18 protein-coding genes are annotated in these 17,390 nt (G+C 32.9%); 5 read left to right on the forward strand and 13 right to left on the reverse strand.

What is annotated here, in order from left to right; all coding sequences use genetic code 11:
- Positions 1–2,175, reverse strand: a 2,175-nt coding sequence (locus BC748_RS00985) for a choice-of-anchor L domain-containing protein (protein ID WP_211338538.1), incomplete at its 3' end; no start/stop codon positions are given.
- Positions 2,176–2,301: 126 nt separating this feature from the next.
- Here BC748_RS00985 and BC748_RS00990 point away from each other — a divergent pair.
- From BC748_RS00990 to BC748_RS01005, 4 genes are all read left to right on the forward strand, one after another.
- Entirely contained in the window at positions 2,302–3,201 is a 900-nt protein-coding gene (locus BC748_RS00990) for a NifU family protein (RefSeq protein WP_133531601.1), read from the forward strand.
- Between the two features lie 143 nt (positions 3,202–3,344).
- On the forward strand, positions 3,345–5,369 hold the full coding sequence (locus BC748_RS00995) for a thioredoxin domain-containing protein (RefSeq protein WP_133531602.1): 2,025 nt from the start codon (positions 3,345–3,347) through the stop codon (positions 5,367–5,369).
- 45 nt (positions 5,370–5,414) lie between these two features.
- On the forward strand, positions 5,415–5,813 hold the full coding sequence (locus tag BC748_RS01000; RefSeq protein ID WP_133531603.1) for a YtxH domain-containing protein: 399 nt from the start codon (positions 5,415–5,417) through the stop codon (positions 5,811–5,813).
- A gap of 69 nt (positions 5,814–5,882) precedes the next feature.
- Positions 5,883–6,710, forward strand: coding sequence for a mechanosensitive ion channel family protein (locus tag BC748_RS01005; RefSeq protein WP_133531604.1), 828 nt, complete (start codon positions 5,883–5,885; stop codon positions 6,708–6,710).
- Here the strand turns inward: BC748_RS01005 and tsaB are convergent, their stop codons facing one another.
- The 3 genes from tsaB to BC748_RS01020 are packed head-to-tail and all read right to left on the reverse strand — an operon-like array spanning position 6,711 to position 10,003.
- A complete protein-coding gene (tsaB, locus tag BC748_RS01010) occupies positions 6,711–7,370 on the reverse strand; it encodes a tRNA (adenosine(37)-N6)-threonylcarbamoyltransferase complex dimerization subunit type 1 TsaB (RefSeq protein WP_133531605.1) in 660 nt (219 codons plus the stop codon).
- Positions 7,370–8,671, reverse strand: coding sequence for an efflux RND transporter periplasmic adaptor subunit (locus BC748_RS01015; protein WP_133531606.1), 1,302 nt, complete (start codon positions 8,669–8,671; stop codon positions 7,370–7,372). The genes tsaB and BC748_RS01015 overlap by 1 nt, the downstream gene beginning before the upstream one ends.
- Before the next feature lie 3 nt (positions 8,672–8,674).
- Complete coding sequence (locus tag BC748_RS01020; RefSeq protein WP_133531607.1) at positions 8,675–10,003, reverse strand: TolC family protein; 1,329 nt, start codon at positions 10,001–10,003, stop codon at positions 8,675–8,677.
- A gap of 151 nt (positions 10,004–10,154) precedes the next feature.
- Here BC748_RS01020 and BC748_RS01025 point away from each other — a divergent pair, with 151 nt between their 5' ends.
- Positions 10,155–11,546: a DUF4403 family protein gene (locus tag BC748_RS01025; protein ID WP_133531608.1), complete on the forward strand. Its 1,392-nt coding sequence runs from the start codon at positions 10,155–10,157 to the stop codon at positions 11,544–11,546.
- Between the two features lie 247 nt (positions 11,547–11,793).
- Here the strand turns inward: BC748_RS01025 and BC748_RS01030 are convergent, their stop codons facing one another.
- The 9 genes from BC748_RS01030 to BC748_RS01070 all read right to left on the reverse strand — a co-directional run.
- Positions 11,794–12,060, reverse strand: a complete 267-nt coding sequence (locus BC748_RS01030; RefSeq protein WP_133531609.1) for a hypothetical protein — start codon at positions 12,058–12,060, stop codon at positions 11,794–11,796.
- Positions 12,050–12,643, reverse strand: coding sequence for a DUF420 domain-containing protein (locus BC748_RS01035; protein WP_133531610.1), 594 nt, complete (start codon positions 12,641–12,643; stop codon positions 12,050–12,052). Before BC748_RS01035 ends, BC748_RS01030 begins: the two co-directional genes overlap by 11 nt.
- Positions 12,636–13,325 carry an SCO family protein gene (locus tag BC748_RS01040; protein ID WP_133531611.1) on the reverse strand — a complete coding sequence of 230 codons (690 nt, stop codon included), beginning with the start codon at positions 13,323–13,325 and terminating at the stop codon, positions 12,636–12,638. Before BC748_RS01040 ends, BC748_RS01035 begins: the two co-directional genes overlap by 8 nt.
- Before the next feature lies 1 nt (position 13,326).
- Positions 13,327–14,025 (reverse strand): hypothetical protein, encoded by a 699-nt coding sequence (locus BC748_RS01045; protein WP_133531612.1) that lies wholly within the window; start codon positions 14,023–14,025, stop codon positions 13,327–13,329.
- Between the two features lie 80 nt (positions 14,026–14,105).
- Positions 14,106–14,465, reverse strand: coding sequence for a cytochrome C oxidase subunit IV family protein (locus tag BC748_RS01050; RefSeq protein ID WP_133531613.1), 360 nt, complete (start codon positions 14,463–14,465; stop codon positions 14,106–14,108).
- A gap of 21 nt (positions 14,466–14,486) precedes the next feature.
- The gene (locus BC748_RS01055; RefSeq protein ID WP_133531614.1) at positions 14,487–15,515 is read right to left on the reverse strand and encodes a cytochrome c oxidase subunit 3; all 1,029 of its coding nucleotides are present in this window, start codon (positions 15,513–15,515) and stop codon (positions 14,487–14,489) included.
- 43 nt (positions 15,516–15,558) lie between these two features.
- Positions 15,559–16,140: a cytochrome c oxidase subunit 3 gene (locus tag BC748_RS01060; RefSeq protein ID WP_133531615.1), complete on the reverse strand. Its 582-nt coding sequence runs from the start codon at positions 16,138–16,140 to the stop codon at positions 15,559–15,561.
- Positions 16,141–16,145: 5 nt separating this feature from the next.
- Positions 16,146–17,048 (reverse strand): heme o synthase, encoded by a 903-nt coding sequence (gene cyoE, locus BC748_RS01065; RefSeq protein WP_211338539.1) that lies wholly within the window; start codon positions 17,046–17,048, stop codon positions 16,146–16,148.
- Between the two features lie 225 nt (positions 17,049–17,273).
- A partial coding sequence (locus tag BC748_RS01070; RefSeq protein WP_133531617.1) for a T9SS type B sorting domain-containing protein occupies positions 17,274–17,390 on the reverse strand: 117 nt, incomplete at its 5' end.

The following is a 17,390-nucleotide window of genomic DNA, read 5'->3' on the forward strand; positions in this document are numbered from 1 at the left end:
GGGTAAAACAACACCACTTGTTGATGTTTCAAAAAACTCAACCACAACATTTGGATCGCCTCCTGTAATCTGATTTATCTTAGTCGTTAAATCAAATAAACAGGATAATCCGTCTGTGTTCTCATCACAAACTTCATAGGCAGTTGGTGTGTTGATGATTGGCGCGTCGTTGACTATGACCGTTGTGGATGCGGTTTGGGGTTGTGAACATGACGGCGAATTACTGTCTTGAATACTAACTAAAGTGTATGTAGAATCGGAAGTTAAGATAGGTGTTACGATATTTGCTGTTCCTAAATTGTTGAGCAAAATTGTCTCGTTTGGATTTGAATCATAGTTAAACGTAACCGTTGAATCTGGTGTTCCTGTAAATGTTATCGTGGCTGATGTTCCTGTACAGGTTGGAGAATCACTGGTAATGGAAACGGTTGGGAGTGGATTAATAAACAATGTAAAACTTGTAGTTCCATAAGTAGTTGGATTTGCATTATCTTCTAGCCTAATATAAATCTCTTGATTATTATTTCCAGAAAAAGAATTTATTGGACTAATTGGATTATTTCCAGAATCAGCATCAATTTGAGAGGTATGAAAAGTTAAAGTATAATCTGTAACACTATAAGTTCCATATGCAACTCCTAATTGCGAGGTAAAATTAAAAATTGCTGAGTTACTTCCATTAGTAACCTCACACAAAGTTAAATCTGGAGGAGTTACTGGTATAACCGGCGGAATACACAAAGTTGCATCAGAGATTAATTCAAAAGAAGTAACTGTTACACAGCCATAATCAGGATCTTCAACAGAGGCATAAATTGTAGTTCCACTAGAACCATCATAATTGGATGGGTTTGAAATACTATTAACACGAATTTCTGCATCACTTAATGTAGTATGATAACTAATATCCCAAGTATTTCCTGCTAAAATTGTACTTTCGTTTTGAGTAACATCAAAAGGCTGAGAACATTGAATAATATCACTTGGTGTTCCTAAAATTAAATCAGGAAAAAATTCAACAATCAACGAATCGGTTTGTTGACATCCGCCAGGATAATTAATTTCCACATCATAAACTCCAGGTTCATCAACTGTATAAACATTCGTATTAGCTCCAGGAATTAAGCCTCCATCTAAATACCAATTATATGTAACTCCCGGAATTGTAACTGTTCCTGCTTCTATTGTTATTGAAGCATTACCACAAAGAGCGGTTCCATCAGCAATTGTTAAATCATCTAATCCGTCTATATCTCCGGGCTCAGCTATACTGAGAGTTCCAATATTAAAACTTCCTCCACCAAGAAAAACAGCTGAGTCAAATTGTTGATCATCTAAATCTGCAATGACTAATTTAATATGATAGGTATTCCCAGGAATAACTGGAGATGTTGCGGTCATTAATTTTGTTTGACCATTAAAATTTATAGCAGCACTTCCAGCATTTCCACCTTCATTATTAAATCCAAAATAAGTTGGATTTGCTTCATCACAAATTGGTAATTGAGAATCGTCTCTAATTGTAGTTACTGAAATTGGTTCAGATGTTCCTGGAACTAATGCTAAATTAATCGCAGGAGTTGCCGCAGTAACATTAGTTAAAAAAAATGCAAAAGCATCTGAAAACCTACACTGGAAAGTACCATATTCCTCAGAAGCAAACAAGAAATCAAAACTCATTTCATCTGTTAGAGGAACAAAATCAAACTCAAGAACTGTTGCGTTATTATAACTATTAAAATCTGGAGTACCTGGATTTACAATACCTAAACCTTGCATGTAATTAAAGAGTTGATTATCACCGGTCCAAGCGGCATTACCATTACTTTGTGTAGTATTGTTTGGTCCAGCTGCTCCACGATTCATCGTGGAAATTGGAAGAACACTTCCAGTACTCAAAATAACACCATTTGCTATTGGAAAATTTGGATTTGTGTTTGTAAAATATCCAATACCGTTTGAAGAATTAAAAGTTGTTCCATCACTTGAACCACTTCCAGTTTTCCAAGTAATGTTTTCAATAGTACCAACGCAAGACGAACCAACACTTCCATTACCAAACAAAACATCTTGAACTAATTGTGGAACTGTGTAAGTTGTAGTATTAACCGTTATTGGTTGAGCAAACGAATTTGTGTATATAAAAAACAGAAAAAGGGGTAAAATTCTTTTCATATATCTGGATTATGAAGAACTTAAAAAACTCTTTTTGCTCCTCAAATGTTAATAATTTGTTTAAAAGCCCAAATATAACTATTCATAGAAAATAACTTTGTTAAATTTGTAAAAAATTACAACCCAATCATGAAAGTAAGTATCAAAGAGACGCAAAATCCTACTATAATAAAATTCGAATTTCCCGATTTTATAACTCAAAATGAAAATTTTGAATTCAAGAACATCGATGAAGCTAAAAATTCCCCTTTAGCCCAACAACTTTTCTACCTTCCATTTGTAAAAACAGTTTACATTTCTGGAAATTTTATTGCCATTGAACGATTTAGTATTGTTGAATGGTCAGAGGTACAAGATGCTGTCGCTGAACAAATTGAGGAATATATCGCAAATGGCGGCGTCATCGTTCTGCCTTCAGAAAACCCAACAAAAAAACAACCCATTTCTGTCTATGGCGAAACAACTCCAAATCCTGCATCATTAAAATTTGTAGTCAACAAAGCACTAACAAAAACTGCCGTAGAATTCAAAAATATTGACGAAACAAAAGCTTCACCACTAGCACAAGAATTATTCAAATTTCATTTTGTCAAAGAAATTTTCATAACCGAAAACTACATTTCTATAACAAAATATGATAGTATTTCTTGGGATGAAATTACGCTAGAATTACGAACATTCATCAAACAATTTATCGAAAATGGCGGAACTGTTATAGATGAAACTCTAGTTGTTAATGACGAAAAACAAGAAAAACAACAAATCAAAAATTTTGACAATCTTGACACTACTTCCCAACAAATAATCAACATACTCGAAGAATATGTAAAACCAGCCGTTGCTGCCGATGGTGGAAACATTCTTTTTGACTCTTTTGACGAAAAAGAAAAACGTGTAAAAGTAGTACTTCAAGGTTCGTGCAATGGTTGTCCATCGTCAACATTTACACTAAAAAACGGAATTGAAAACATGCTAAAAGACATGCTAAACGATAAAGATATTGTCGTAGAAGCACTAAACGGATAACTATTTCAAATAAAATTATACCTTTAAGCGTCAATAAATTTTGGCGCTTTTTTTTATTTTTTGAAGCCATTTCCCGCTTTCGCCTTTATCTCGCTCCGTAAACTACGCGAGGATATCGGCTCTATCGGGGCTAAATTACAACAATGAACGAGCTAAACCTAGAAACCAGTCCTTATTTACTACAACACGCCAATAATCCAGTACATTGGAAAGCTTGGAACGAAAAAACATTGGCTGAAGCCAAAAAAGAAAACAAACTCATCATCATCAGCATTGGCTATTCCGCTTGTCATTGGTGTCATGTTATGGAACACGAAAGTTTTGAAGATGAAGACGTGGCAACAGTAATGAATTCCAGCTTCGTAAACATAAAAATTGACCGAGAAGAACGTCCAGATATTGACGCTATTTACATGAAAGCTGTTCAAATGATGACTGGTCATGGTGGTTGGCCAATGAACGTTGTAACTTTACCCGACGGAAGACCAATTTGGGGTGGAACTTATTTTAGAAAAAACGATTGGATAAATTCACTAGAAAAACTTCAAGAACTTTATATTCAAAAGCCTGAGACCATTTTCGAATATGCTGAAAAACTTTATGAAGGTTTACAAACAATAAGTATAATTCCAAAAAATGAAACTGCAACCGACTTTAATTTCGAAATTCTAGAAACATTACTCAAAAAATGGACAAAAAGTTTCGATTGGGAATTTGGCGGAATGGCGCGAGCACCAAAATTCATGATGCCAACCAATTATGAATTTTTAATGCGGTATGGTTATCAAACAAACAATACAGAAATAGCTGAATTTGTAAATCTTACGTTGACAAAAATGGCATTTGGAGGATTGTTTGACACTCTCGATGGGGGATTTGCTCGCTATTCGGTCGACATGAAATGGCACGTTCCTCATTTTGAAAAAATGCTTTACGACAATGGACAATTGGTTACACTTTATGCCCATGCTTATAAATTGACAAAAAAAAATCTCTATAAAGAAGTCATTGAAAAAACCTTAAAATTTGTCGAAAAAGAATGGTTAACACCCGAAGGAAGTTTTTATTCTGCGCTTGATGCTGATAGTTTAAACCAAAAAAATCATTTGGAAGAAGGCGCATTTTACGTTTGGACAAAACCAGAACTTCAAGCCATTTTACAGGAAGATTTCGAGTTATTTTCAGAAGTTTTTAATGTTAATGAATTCGGATTTTGGGAACACGAAAATTATGTTTTAATCCAAAATCAAACTTTAGAACAAATAGCAAAACAGCATAATATTTCATTGGAAACATTGGAACAACAGAAAAAATCGTGGGAACAACTACTCTATCTCGAAAGAGAAAAAAGAAACAAACCACGTTTAGACGATAAATGTTTAACCTCGTGGAATGCCATTATGCTCAAAGGATTTATAGAAGCATACAAAGCTTTGAATAACAAAAAATATTTAGAAATTGCATTGCAAAATGCGAATTTCATCCAAAAAAATCTATGGAGTTCAAACGGAAATTTATTTCGAACATACAAAAACGGAAAAGCTACCATCAATGGATATCTTGAAGATTATGGTCATGTTATTGCAGCATTCATCAGTTTATATGAAGCTACTTTAAATGAAAAATGGTTGCACGATGCTAAGCAACTCATGGATTATTGTTTTGATTATTTCTATGATGAAAAAGAACAGTTTTTCGCTTTTACTTCAACGGAAGATTCAGCATTAATTACTACTCATTTTGAAGTAGAAGACAATGTTATTCCTGCTTCAAACTCAGTAATTGCTGAATGTCTTTATAAATTAAGTATTTATTTTGAAAATGGATATTATGAAAAAATCTGTCAACAGATGCTACATCATATCATCCCAACAATCGATTATCCTTCAGCATTTTCGAATTGGTTGAATGTATTGTTACATTTTTCCGAACAAAACAAGGAATTAGCTATTTGTGGTGAAAATGCTATAGAAATACTTCAAAAAATCAACCAGAACTACTATCCAAACTGTATCATTGCTGGAAGTGAAAAACCATCAAAGCTACCTTTTCTTCAAAATCAATACGAAGAAAACGAAACACTGCTTTATTTGTGTCAAAACAAATCTTGCCAAAAGCCAACAACTGATTTAGGAGAAATCTTCGAAAAATTAAAAATACAAGCATAAAATTTTGTAATATTGATTATTATTAATCAATAAAAAACTACAACTATGGGAATTGGAGGATTTTTTAAAAATTTGTTTGGTTCGTCCAAAGAAAAAGTAAGCGAAATGGCTGATAAAGCAGAAACATTTGCTGAGGAAACAATTGAAAAAGCAAAAGAAGCTGCTGCGCCAATGATCGAAAAAGTAGAAGAACTTACAGAAACTGCCAAAGAAAAAGTAAGCGAATTTGTTCCACAAGCAAGTGAAGCTATTGAAAATGCAGTAGAAACAGTAAAAGAAAAAGCTAGCGAATTTGCAGACAAAGCAGAAGAATTTGCTGGAAGTGCTGTAGCTAGTGTAAAAGAAAAAGTAAATTCATTTGCTGATGATGCTTCAGAAACCGCAGATGAAGTAAGAACAAAAGCAGAAGATATTGTTAAACCTGCTGATGAAAATGCCGATTAATCTAAAATAGTATTATTTTTGCGTCAAATTATTTAATCCCGATTTATCGGGATTTTTTATGACTTAAAAATGAAACATACTTTGTATATTCAGTCGTTTGAAGCTTACTTGGATAAATTTTTCAATTTATTATTGGATTATTCTCCAAAATTAATTTCAGCTTTTATCATTCTTTTTGTTGGGCTTTACGCTATTCGATTGATAAATCGATTAGTCAGAAAAACGATGATAAGACGAGAAATTGATCCAACATTATCAAAATTCTTAGCGGATAGTTTGCTTTGGGCAATGCGTCTTTTACTTTTTGTGACTTTTATTTCAAAATTAGGAATTGAAACTTCTTCTTTTATCACCATTCTTGGCGCGGCTGGTTTGGCCATTGGACTTTCTCTACAAGGTTCATTATCGAATTTTGCTGGTGGAATGTTGATTATTCTTTTCAAGCCTTTTCGTGTTGATGATACTATTGAATTTCAAAATGTAATTGGAACGGTTTGTGAAATTCAAATTTTTGTAACCAAATTAATCACGTCAAACAACTTAACCATTTTTATTCCAAACGGAATTTTGTCCAACGGAATTATAATTAATCACTCGAAACAAGGATTTCGTAGAGCTGATTTAATGTTTTCACTTTCGTATGATACCAATATCAAAAATGCTAAAGATATTGTTATGCAAGTGATGCAAAATCATCCATTAGTATTGAAAACACCAGAACCAAGTATTGTTGTAAAAAACCTAACCGATTCGGCAATTCAAATTGGAATTCGACCATGGTCAAAAAATGAAGATTTTGGCATTATGACTTCGGATATTTTAGAAAATTGCAAAACTGCTTTTGATGCTGCTGGAATCGTTATTCAACCTTATGTTAGAGAGTTTTCGGGAGAATAATTATTTCACCATCATAAAATCTTTCAAGTAAAACGGCTCAAAATAAGCTACGTCTTCAAATTCGTTATTTTGGAATTTTTCATAACTCAATTTGCTCATTTCGTTTGCTGATGGATATACTATTTCAGGCAAAAAAATGAAGTTATCTTTTGTTAAAACTGTTTTACATTTTTCTTGACAATCGCCAATAAAATAGACTTTTTCAGAAGTTTCATTATAACTTTCCTGAGAAAGAATTTCGGCTTTTACTTCGCTTATTTTTTTGTGACTAGCATCAAAAACAGCACTATAGACTTCCATTCTTCTCGCGTCAATCATCGGAACAATTAAACCATCGGCAACTTGAACTTGATTGGCTAAAACTGCTAAAGTATCTACAGCGATTAGCGGAATTCCAGCGGCATAACACAATCCTTTGGCAGCTGAAACGCCAATTCGCAAACCAGTATAAGAACCTGGACCTTTGCTAACGGCAATTGCGTCAATCTGACCGAAATTAATTGCATTTTCTTTTAGAATTTCCTCAATAAAAACGTGCAATCTTTCAGCGTGAGAATAACCTTCTTCTGCCATTTCTTTGCAGAAAATAGTTTTCCCCTCATTAGCTAAAGACACTGAACAATTTTTTGTTGCGGTTTCTAGGTTAAGAATATAAGCCATTACTTTTTATCTGTTTTCTTGGTATCAGCGTTGTTTTTTGTTTTGACTTTGTCTCCAGAATTTAAATCTTTCGTAACTGTCGTATATGGACCAGTGATGACAACATCGCCTTTTTTCAATCCTGAAATTACTTCTATATTAGTATCGTCTTGAATTCCGGTTTTGATAATTCTGATTTTAGCTTTGTCACCAACTTTTACGAAAACACATTCGTATTTTTTATCACTTTTAGAAGTTACCTTACCTTCTTCATCTTCTTTTGCTTCATACTTTTTAGTTGCTGTAGTATCTGATTTTACTACTACTGAACTAATTGGCACACCAATAACCTTTTCTTTTCTTTTGGTAATAATATCAACTGTTGCAGTCATACCAGGACGAAAAGGCGAATAAGTTGCTGGTTTTCCTTCAATTAAATCCAAATAGGATTCTTTAAGAATTCTGACTTTTACTTTGAAATTAGTGACTTGATCAGCAGTTGTAGCCGTACTAGCCGAATTGGAAATACTAGTTACAATTCCTTTAAATTTCTTTTTTAAATAAGCATCGACTTCAATATTTGTGCTATCGCCAATACTTACTTTTACAATGTCATTTTCGTTTACATCAACTTCCACTTCCATGTTGTTGAGATTTGCCACACGAAGAATTTCGGTTCCAGTCATTTGTTGTGTTCCTAAAACTCTTTCACCTAATTCAACTCCAAGAGAAGAAATAGTTCCATCAGCTGGCGAATAAATGGTTGTTCTTCCGAGATTGTCTTTTGCTTCTTTTACTGTTGCATTTGCACTTTGTACGTTATAATAAGCGTTTTCTTTAGTTGCTTTTGCACCTTCAAAAACAGCTACAGCTTTATCCCATTCCGAACGAGAAATAATTCCTTTGTCGAAAAGTGTTTTGCTTCTATCATAGCTTGCTTTTGCTTCTTTGAAAGTAGCATCAGCTTGGCTTAAACTAGCTTTTGTTCCTGAAAGATTTGAAATAGTTCTGTTGTACCCAGAGGTATATAAATCGGGATTGATTTTTACTAATAAATCACCTTTTTTTACCACTTGTCCTTCTTTAATTGGCAATGCGATAATTTCTCCAGAAACTTCGGAAGAAATTTTTACTTCAATTTCGGGTTGTATTTTTCCAGTTGCAGAAACAGTTTCTACAATTGTAATTTCGTTTACGGCTGCAGTTTCAATTTCGATAGCATCATCATTGTTACCAATTTTACCGTTCTTTTTTAGAATTACGAGTACAGCAATTAAGGCAACTACGATTCCTATTATCCAATATATTCTCTTTTTTGACATGGCTTATTGTTTTTGTATGATTGGTATTCCGAAATAAAACTCAAGTAATTTAATTTTAAAAATGTAATCGTATTTTGTTCTTAAAACTTCAGATTGTGCATTTTCATAAGTTAATAATGCTTGGCTGTAATCAAAGGAGTTCAAAAGTCCAACATTATATCTTTCTTTTGAAAACTCTTGTGCAAATTTACGTGCTTCGGCAGTTTTTAGTGCTGCTTCATAAGCCGATTTTGCATTTTTTAAATCATTATATGCTTGATAAACTGTTCTTTCTAAATCAAGTTCGGCTTGGTCTAACGATAATTTAGTTCGTTCTTGATTGATTTTACTTCTTTGCACACGACCACGAGTTGCAAAACCATTCAAAATTGGAACATTTAATTGCAAACCAATATTTGTTCCATCAAAAATAGAAAGCTGATCTACAAAACCTATTGGAATACTTTGTGACCAACGTGTGTTATAACCCATAAAACCTGAAAGCGTTGGTAGATAACCTGTTCGTGAAAGCTGAACATCTTTTTTAGCAATATCAAGATTAGAATTGGCAATTTTTAAATCATTAACAACTTCTCTTGCTTTTGTAGCTATAGCTTCAGGAGATTGCAGAAGAATAGTTGTTGGCGGAATATCCATTTCATCTGTCGCTATATCAAAACTTGCATATTCTTTTAGCAAAAGTGTTTGGGCTAAGCCTAATTTTGAAATCAACAAAGTGTTTTCCGCATTAATGATTTGCTGTTCTTGTGCTGCATCTGTTGCTTTTAATTCATAAATATCACCAGCCGGAACTGTTCCTGCTTGAATCAACTCATTGGTTCTAACAATATTTTCTTTAGTGATTTTATTTTGATTGACTAATACTTTTAGTTGCTCTTTGTTAAATAGAATTTGCAAATAAGAATTGGCAACAGAAAGAGCAATATCGTCTTTCATTTTATCTAATTTATAAGTATTAGCTAGTTTATTAAGTTTCACTCTTTGGAGAGTTTTCCAATTGGCTAAACCATTAAACAAATTTACTCCAGAATTTATGCTTGCCGAAGCAGAGCGAAACGATTCATTTTCAAACTGGTTGGTTGCAGGGTTAATGTTGGCTCCTGTATTCACACCATAATTTGCCGATCCCGAGACACTTGGAAGAAAGCTTCCAATGGCTTCTAATTTTTCAGTATCTGAAATTTTTAAATCAAGTTCGGATTGCTTTATTGAAATGTTATTCTTCAAAGCATAATCAACACATTCTTGAATTGTCCACTTTTTGGTTTGTGCTTGTGTAGCAAAACCCGTTAGAAGCAATAATAAGAAAAAAAAGGTTGCTTTATTTTTCATAATTTGGCTGTTAGAAAGCTTTTAAGACTTCGTATAACAAAGGTATAGTTTTTGTTAAATAATTATATCAAAAATCTTATTGTTTAGACTATTGTTTTTTAAAAATGTTACAGATTTTTATTTATAAATTTGAGCACAATTATTTATCCCTATGAAAATAAGTTCGTTATTACTGATTTTGCTTTTTGCAATCCTACTCTTTGCTAGATGTTCAACAACTCAAAAAATAGAAGCGTTGAAACCACAACCAAGTGATGACTCGCCAATGATTTATAAAACTTCTACATCATTTGTTAGTATGCCATTAGAAATTTCGCTAAAAGAAATTGAACATCAATTGAACAAAACATTGAATGGTGAGATTTATAACGATACAAACATTAACGATGATAAAACGGAAATGAAGATTACAAAAACAGCTCCGATTCGAATTGTTGAAAAAAACGGAAAAATTCAAACGACTTTGCCTTTGAAAATTTGGTCAAAATTCAAATATGGCACCGATTTCATGGGATTGAATGATACTAAAGAAATAAATTTGAATGGTACATTTACATTAATTAGTGATGTGAAGTTATCGAATTTTAAAATGAATACGGTTTCTAAGATTGAAGATTTTGAATGGAGTGAAAGCCCAACGATTTCGGTTGCCGGAAAAAATGTTCCCATAACCTATATTATCAATCCTACATTATCCATTTTTAAATCTAAAATGGCAAAGAAAATCGATGAAGCTATTAATGAAACATCCGATTTTAAACCTTATGTTCTGGATGTTTTAGAAAAAATGAGTACGCCATTTGTTACTAGCGAGCAATATCAAACTTGGTTTAAACTTATTCCGATTGAAGTTTACGTTACTGATGCTGTTTTGAGCAAAACAAAAATCAATATGGATTTGGGTTTAAAATGCAATATGGAAACAATGGTTGGACAACAACCTAAAAATAGTTTTGATAGAAGTAAAATTGTCTTCAAACCTGTAGCTAGTGTTCCTGATAAAATTACTGCAAATATTGCGGCTATTTCAACCTATGATAGTGCTTCAAAAATTATTACTTCTAATTTTAAGGGAAAAGAATTTGCTTCGGGAAAAAGAAAAATTATTGTTGAAGGCGTTTCGATTTGGCACAAAGACGGAAAAATCATTATTGCGCTTGATATGAGCGGAACGATTAACGGAACGATTTACTTGTCGGGAATTCCGAATTATAATGCGATTACAAAAGAGATTTATTTCGACCAAATGGATTATGTTTTGAACACCAAAGGTTTATTAACCAAAACAGCAAATTGGTTAATGCAAGGCACTATTTTGAGAAAAATTCAGGAAAATTGTCGTTATTCTATCAAAGAAAATTTGGACGAAGGAAAGAAAAGCATGTTGCCCTATTTGAATAATTATTCGCCGATGAAAGGTGTTTTCGTTAACGGAACAATGAACGATTTTGAATTTGAAAAAGTAGAATTGACCGATAAAGCCATGATTGCTTTTATCAAAACCACTGGGAAAATGAAGGTCTTGATTGATGGTATGGAATAATAATTAACTGCTAAAGCGTAAAAACGTTCTGCTAACAGTAGAAAATGAATTGCTAACACGGGAAAATTGACTGCCAACAGTTGAAAACTAGTTGCTAACGATAGAAAATTATCTGCTAACGTTGTAAAATTAGTTACTAGAGGCGGAAAATGTTCTGCTAACATAAAAAAATGAGTTGCTAATAGCAGTAATTGAATTGCTAAAACTGGAAAATTAGTTGCTAAAACAATAAAGCTTTTTTAAATCTCTATACTTTTTTTCTGTTATTGTACATTTTGTAAATTATAAACCCCAACAAACCAACCAGAATATATGGTAATGCCATTAGGTAAACAATTCCGTCATTAACTGCTTCTGCTTGTTTAGTATCGCCATTACTTTCTAAGGATGCACGACACATGGCGCATTGAGCACTTGCTGTGAGGGAAAAGAAAAAAGAAAAAAGAAAAAAGAGAATTCCTTTGTATCTGCTATCTTTTGATTTTTGACTTTTGATATTTGACTTAGTTTGCATAATAAGGTGAAATCATAAGATATACTACTACGCCTGTTATTGCTACGTATAACCATATTGGAAAGGTTATTTTTGCAAGTTTTTTATGTCTGTCAAATCGCTCTGCCAAAGCTCTTACATAAGTGAACAATACAAGAGGAATGATGATGATTGAAAGTAAGATATGTGAAATTAGAATGAAAAAATACACTAATCTCATGGAACCAACAGCTAGTTTTTCAGCATCGCTCAGAATTCCGTCGTGGTTACTATCGCCAAATTTAGTAGAATCTGCAGTTAGGTGATAAGCCACATACATCACTAAAAATGCAACGGAACAAGCAATTGCATAAGTCATTAACTTTTGGTGTCTAGCTCTGTTTCCGTTTTTAATAGCCGTTACTCCGAAAATTAAAAGTAATGCTGTAATTCCGTTTATTGTGGCATAAATTGGTGGCAAAAACGAAAAAGGTTCTACTTTAATTCCAAAGTCTTTGAGCTTTATATTAAATAGTATTGCTACTGCAACAGGAATTAAAATTGAAACAACTACTATTGCGTTTTTAAATCTGTATTCTAAACTGTTTTTATCTTGACTACTCATTTAGTAATTTTTTTATATCGTCCATAATTGCTTTCACACCTTTTGGTTCTAATCCATCATAGTATAGAATTGGATTGCCAAATTGATCTTTTCTACAACGAATGTTTCCTTCTTTATCAATTAATGCAAACAATCCTGAGTGTTCAAAACCACCGTTTACATTTTTATTTTCGCCTGCATAAAGATTGAACCCTTTGTTGGCTATTTCAAAAATGTATTTTTTATCTCCTGTTAAAAAATGCCAGTTAGTTGATTTCACACCAAGATCTTCTGCGTGTTTCTTTAATACTTCCGCAGTATCGTTCTCTGGATTAATCGAAACGGAAGCAATTCCAAAATTTGGATTTCCAAAAAACTCGTTTTGGATAGTTATCATGTTTTTATTCATGATTGGACAAATGGTTGGACAAGTCGTGAAGAAAAACTCTACTACATATACTTTTCCTTCATACGTTTTGTTAGAAATGGTTTTACCGTTTTGGTTTGTAAGTTCAAATTTTGGTGCTGGACCAATATTAACTAAACCTGTTTCTACATTTTTGTTTTTATGATTGGAAACAGCATCAATTCTATCGCCTTGGACAACGGTACCGTTTTTTATTCTATCTATGATTTTTGGAATAAAAATAATTCCAAAAACTAGAACTACTAGTGAAACGCCTATATATGCTTTGCTTTTCATTTTACTCTTTATTGTTTTCTACTTCCTCAGTTATTTTATCGCGGAAAGCATCTTTTCGTTTGTTATTCTTTTTTAGAGCTAACCTATATTCTGCTAAAATAATTTTAACATCGTCTGTCATTTTGTTGTGCAAATCGGCAGAAGATTGAATATCATATCCTTCTTTGTATTCTGGTTTTCCTTGAACACTCTCGCCTTTTCTTCCTCTGAGATTTCTGTTTTTATCAATGATATAAACACTAGACGTACCATAGCTGGAATCGAGTGCTCCAATCAATTTTAATTTTTTGAAGTAATCTTGAATTTCGTTTGGTTTAGCGTAAACAAAATGGTAACGAGAAATGTCCGATAATTTTTTTAGTCGGTTGAGAATTATATCTACTGAATCTTTTGTTCCTTCTGGCGCAATGAAAACAACTTGAAAATCTTTGAAAGGACTGTTTCTATTGTAAATTTTTTGATTGAAGAGGAAATAGTTTCCTCTGTTCTTTAGCACTTCTTCACCAGAAAAACCTAGAATAGTTATTTTATCATTTAGTGTAACTTTTTCGCCATTGTGAGTTGTCCAATTTGGATTAATATCTGGAATATTAGTTGTAAGTACTGGAAGTTGCATGAAACTGTTAACTCCTGTTGCAAAAAACAAATAAACGACAAGTGGAAGAATAAAGAGCGTAATTAGAACAGCATTTTTTTTCATGGAATGACTTCAAAAAAATTGTTGTACAAAAATAAAAAAAGTCCCAATAACATTGGGACTTTTTTTGAATTAATATAGTGTTAAAAATTCCATTTAATGGTAGAGTTTTTAAAAATCTCATAAATGTAATTTCCTTCAACCAAAAGTATAAATAGTAAATATAAAACTAAGAAAATAACAGTTGCAACAACTGCCCAACGCAAGCTTGCTTTTTCGCCATCCATGTGCATGAAAGCCCATGTAATTTTGTACGCTTTGTATAATGTTAAAATAATGAAAATCCAGTTTAGTAAGTTCATTGATATAAAATCAGTCATAACCAAAAAGTCAGGTCTGATGATACCTAGCCAAACCTCAACTATCGTTACAATAGATAAAATACCAAAAACTATCCAGATTTTTTTAGTGTGCGACTCGTGTGTGTGATTATCTTGTGACATAATAATATGTTATTTCAAAAATTAAACTAAATAGAAGAATGTAAATACGAACACCCAAACTAAATCGACAAAGTGCCAATATAGACCAACTTTTTCTACCATTTCGTAGCTTCTTCTTTTTTCATAAGTTCCTAACAATACGTTGAAGAAAATAATAATGTTGATAATTACTCCTGAGAATACGTGGAAACCGTGAAAACCAGTAATAAAGAAAAAGAAATCAGCAAATAGTTTGCTTCCATACTCGTTGCGTGTCAAGTTTGCTCCTTCTACCACCAACGTAGCATTAGCAAGCATTCTCTCAGATTCGGCTCTGTTTAATATTTCTCTCTTTTTGTTTACATTAAGACCTTTTTCAAGACCTTTATTAGCTCTATCTTCTTCAGTGTCTCTGTAAATTTTTTCTGTTCTGATTAACAAATCAGGATGCGCTTTAAAACCCGCTTGTACTTCAGCAACGGAATAAGTTGGTAATGCCGATTCTTCATCAAACCAAACTCCATTACTACTTTTATGTTGTGTTCTGTCTTCTTGAAGTGTTGAAGCGAAATCAGCTAACTTTACTCTTTCACCTTCTTTGTTTACGAATTGAAGTATGCTTCCACCTTTTGTTTCTACTGCTCCAAATTCACCTTTGATGAAGTTTTTCCATTCCCATGCTTGTGAACCAACAAATATTAAACCGCCAATGATAGTTAAAAGCATGTAGAAAGCAACTTTCTTTTGTTTCATTTGGTGACCAGCATCTACGGCTAACACCATGGTAACTGATGAGAAGATAAGGATAAATGTCATCAATGCCACATAATACATTGGTGCTTCAACACCATGTAAAAACGGGAAGTGAGTAAACACTTCGTCGGCGATTGGCCAATTGTCTATAAATTTAAATCTTGAAAAACCATACGCAGCAAGGAATCCTGAGAATGTTAAAGCATCTGATACGATAAAAAACCACATCATCAATTTGCCATAACTTGCTCCCATTGGTTCGTTTCCGCCACCCCAAGTGTTTTCAGTCTTATTTGCAGTAGTAACTGTAGCTCCCATAAAAGTTATTCGTTAAAAAGTTCCCAAATTTAGATTTTTTTTCTTATTTAAAGAAATATAAAAACAAAAACAAATAAATCCATAAGAAATCAAGAAAGTGCCAATACATTGCACCAAGCTCAATTCCAAGTGTTTGACTTGAATTGTATTTTTGTTTAAAATGATTATAAATTATGATTAAAAGCGAAATTATCCCTCCAGCAAGGTGAGCCAAATGAACTACTGTAACCACATACAAGAAGGTTGTAGTTATATTACTCTCTGGTCCAGTAAAAAAATAGCCTTGCTGCACTATTTCTTCAAATCCTTTAAATTGAAGTAAAACAAAAAGAACTCCAAGTGCTAATGTTGTTAATAAAAAACCAGATGTAGCGGTTCGATTATCTTTCTGTATTGCTTTTTTTGCTAAATAAAATGTAACACTACACAAGATTATTGCTACAGTGCTAAAATAAAATGCTAATGGTAATTGGAAGTTTTCCATCCAGTCTCCACGTGATTTGCTGACTACAAAAGCACTGGTTAGTCCTGCAAACATCATTGTCATACTTAACATTGCAAATAACAAAATCAATTTATATGACCTTGCTGTTCTTGCTTTGTGTTCTTCGGCTGTCATTGTCATAGTAACTATCTTAAAAATTTATCTACTATATAAATTATTTGTAACAAACTAATATACGAAACACTCACTAACATTAATGTTCGTGCTGCTTTGGTTGTTCGGAGTTGGTATAATTTTATAGCATAAAAAACCATCCAAACACCAAGCAAAAATACAAGTATTGCTGCTATTGGCGAAATAAATAATCGTCCTGTATATCCTAACGCTGGCAATAGCGATGCAACCAAAAGCCAAAATGAATACAAGACGGTTTGTAATGCTGTTGAATTGTCTCTTTTTCCTGTTGGAAGCATATAAAAACCTGCTTTAGCATAGTCGTCATAAAGAAACCAACCGATTGCCCAAAAATGAGGAAATTGCCAAAAGAATTGGATTAGAAATAGTGTTCCTGCTTCAATACCAAAATGATCTGTGGCAGCAACCCAACCCAACATAAATGGTATTGCTCCTGGAAAAGCTCCAACGAAAACCGATAAAGGAGTATATGTCTTTAAAGGCGTATAAACACTAGTATAAAGAAAAATGGAAATAGCTCCAAACATTGCGGATTTTGGATTGATTAAATACAGTAATATCAAACCGATGATGGTCAACAAACTTGCGATAAAAAGTGCGTGATTGACTGCCATTCTTCCTGATGCAACTGGACGATTTTTTGTTCTGTCCATAAGTGCATCAAGGTCTTTTTCTATAACTTGATTATATGCATTTGATGCTCCAACCATACAATATCCGCCAATTGAAAGCATTAATAGTGTTATCCAGTTTAAATCATGATAATCTTCAACACCTAAAAGATATCCTGCAATTGAAGAAAAAAGCACACTAATAGCTAAACCTGCTTTAGTGATTTCTTTAAAATCAGTAGCGATAGTTTGTAATGAAAATGGTTTTGCAGTAGCGCTCAATGCTGTATTCTTTTTGTTTTTACTCCGAAGTATCAGAATTTGTGCAAAGGTACTTTATAGAAAACGATTTAACAAACAAACAAATCATAAAAAAAAGTTGGGTTTGAATGTCTTTCTTGCTTCTAAAAACAATTTTAAATACTCAACTTAAATTTAGAAATAACTCTAAGTTGTTTTCAGTAAATAAAAAACCACTCAATCGAGTGGTTTTTTTTATTTAATCATTTATCGTTTAAGCGAGAAGTGCGCCTTAAACTCCTTACTTACATTTTGTTCTAAATACTGTACACTAAACCAGTAATCAGTTGATGGTAGTGGTTGACCGTTGTAACTTCCATCCCA

It is taken from the genome of Flavobacterium dankookense, assembly GCF_004362665.1.
Lineage (GTDB): Bacteria > Bacteroidota > Bacteroidia > Flavobacteriales > Flavobacteriaceae > Flavobacterium > Flavobacterium dankookense.

Coding starts and splice junctions, on each gene's coding strand:
- BC748_RS00995 (WP_133531602.1), top strand. CDS start 3,345: ATGAACGAGCTAAACCTAGAAACCAGTCCTTATTTACTACAACACGCC.
- BC748_RS01000 (WP_133531603.1), top strand. CDS start 5,415: ATGGGAATTGGAGGATTTTTTAAAAATTTGTTTGGTTCGTCCAAAGAA.
- BC748_RS01005 (WP_133531604.1), top strand. CDS start 5,883: ATGAAACATACTTTGTATATTCAGTCGTTTGAAGCTTACTTGGATAAA.
- tsaB (WP_133531605.1), bottom strand. CDS start 7,370: ATGGCTTATATTCTTAACCTAGAAACCGCAACAAAAAATTGTTCAGTG.
- BC748_RS01015 (WP_133531606.1), bottom strand. CDS start 8,671: ATGTCAAAAAAGAGAATATATTGGATAATAGGAATCGTAGTTGCCTTA.
- BC748_RS01020 (WP_133531607.1), bottom strand. CDS start 10,003: ATGAAAAATAAAGCAACCTTTTTTTTCTTATTATTGCTTCTAACGGGT.
- BC748_RS01025 (WP_133531608.1), top strand. CDS start 10,155: ATGAAAATAAGTTCGTTATTACTGATTTTGCTTTTTGCAATCCTACTC.
- BC748_RS01030 (WP_133531609.1), bottom strand. CDS start 12,060: ATGCAAACTAAGTCAAATATCAAAAGTCAAAAATCAAAAGATAGCAGA.
- BC748_RS01035 (WP_133531610.1), bottom strand. CDS start 12,643: ATGAGTAGTCAAGATAAAAACAGTTTAGAATACAGATTTAAAAACGCA.
- BC748_RS01040 (WP_133531611.1), bottom strand. CDS start 13,325: ATGAAAAGCAAAGCATATATAGGCGTTTCACTAGTAGTTCTAGTTTTT.
- BC748_RS01045 (WP_133531612.1), bottom strand. CDS start 14,025: ATGAAAAAAAATGCTGTTCTAATTACGCTCTTTATTCTTCCACTTGTC.
- BC748_RS01050 (WP_133531613.1), bottom strand. CDS start 14,465: ATGTCACAAGATAATCACACACACGAGTCGCACACTAAAAAAATCTGG.
- BC748_RS01055 (WP_133531614.1), bottom strand. CDS start 15,515: ATGGGAGCTACAGTTACTACTGCAAATAAGACTGAAAACACTTGGGGT.
- BC748_RS01060 (WP_133531615.1), bottom strand. CDS start 16,140: ATGACAATGACAGCCGAAGAACACAAAGCAAGAACAGCAAGGTCATAT.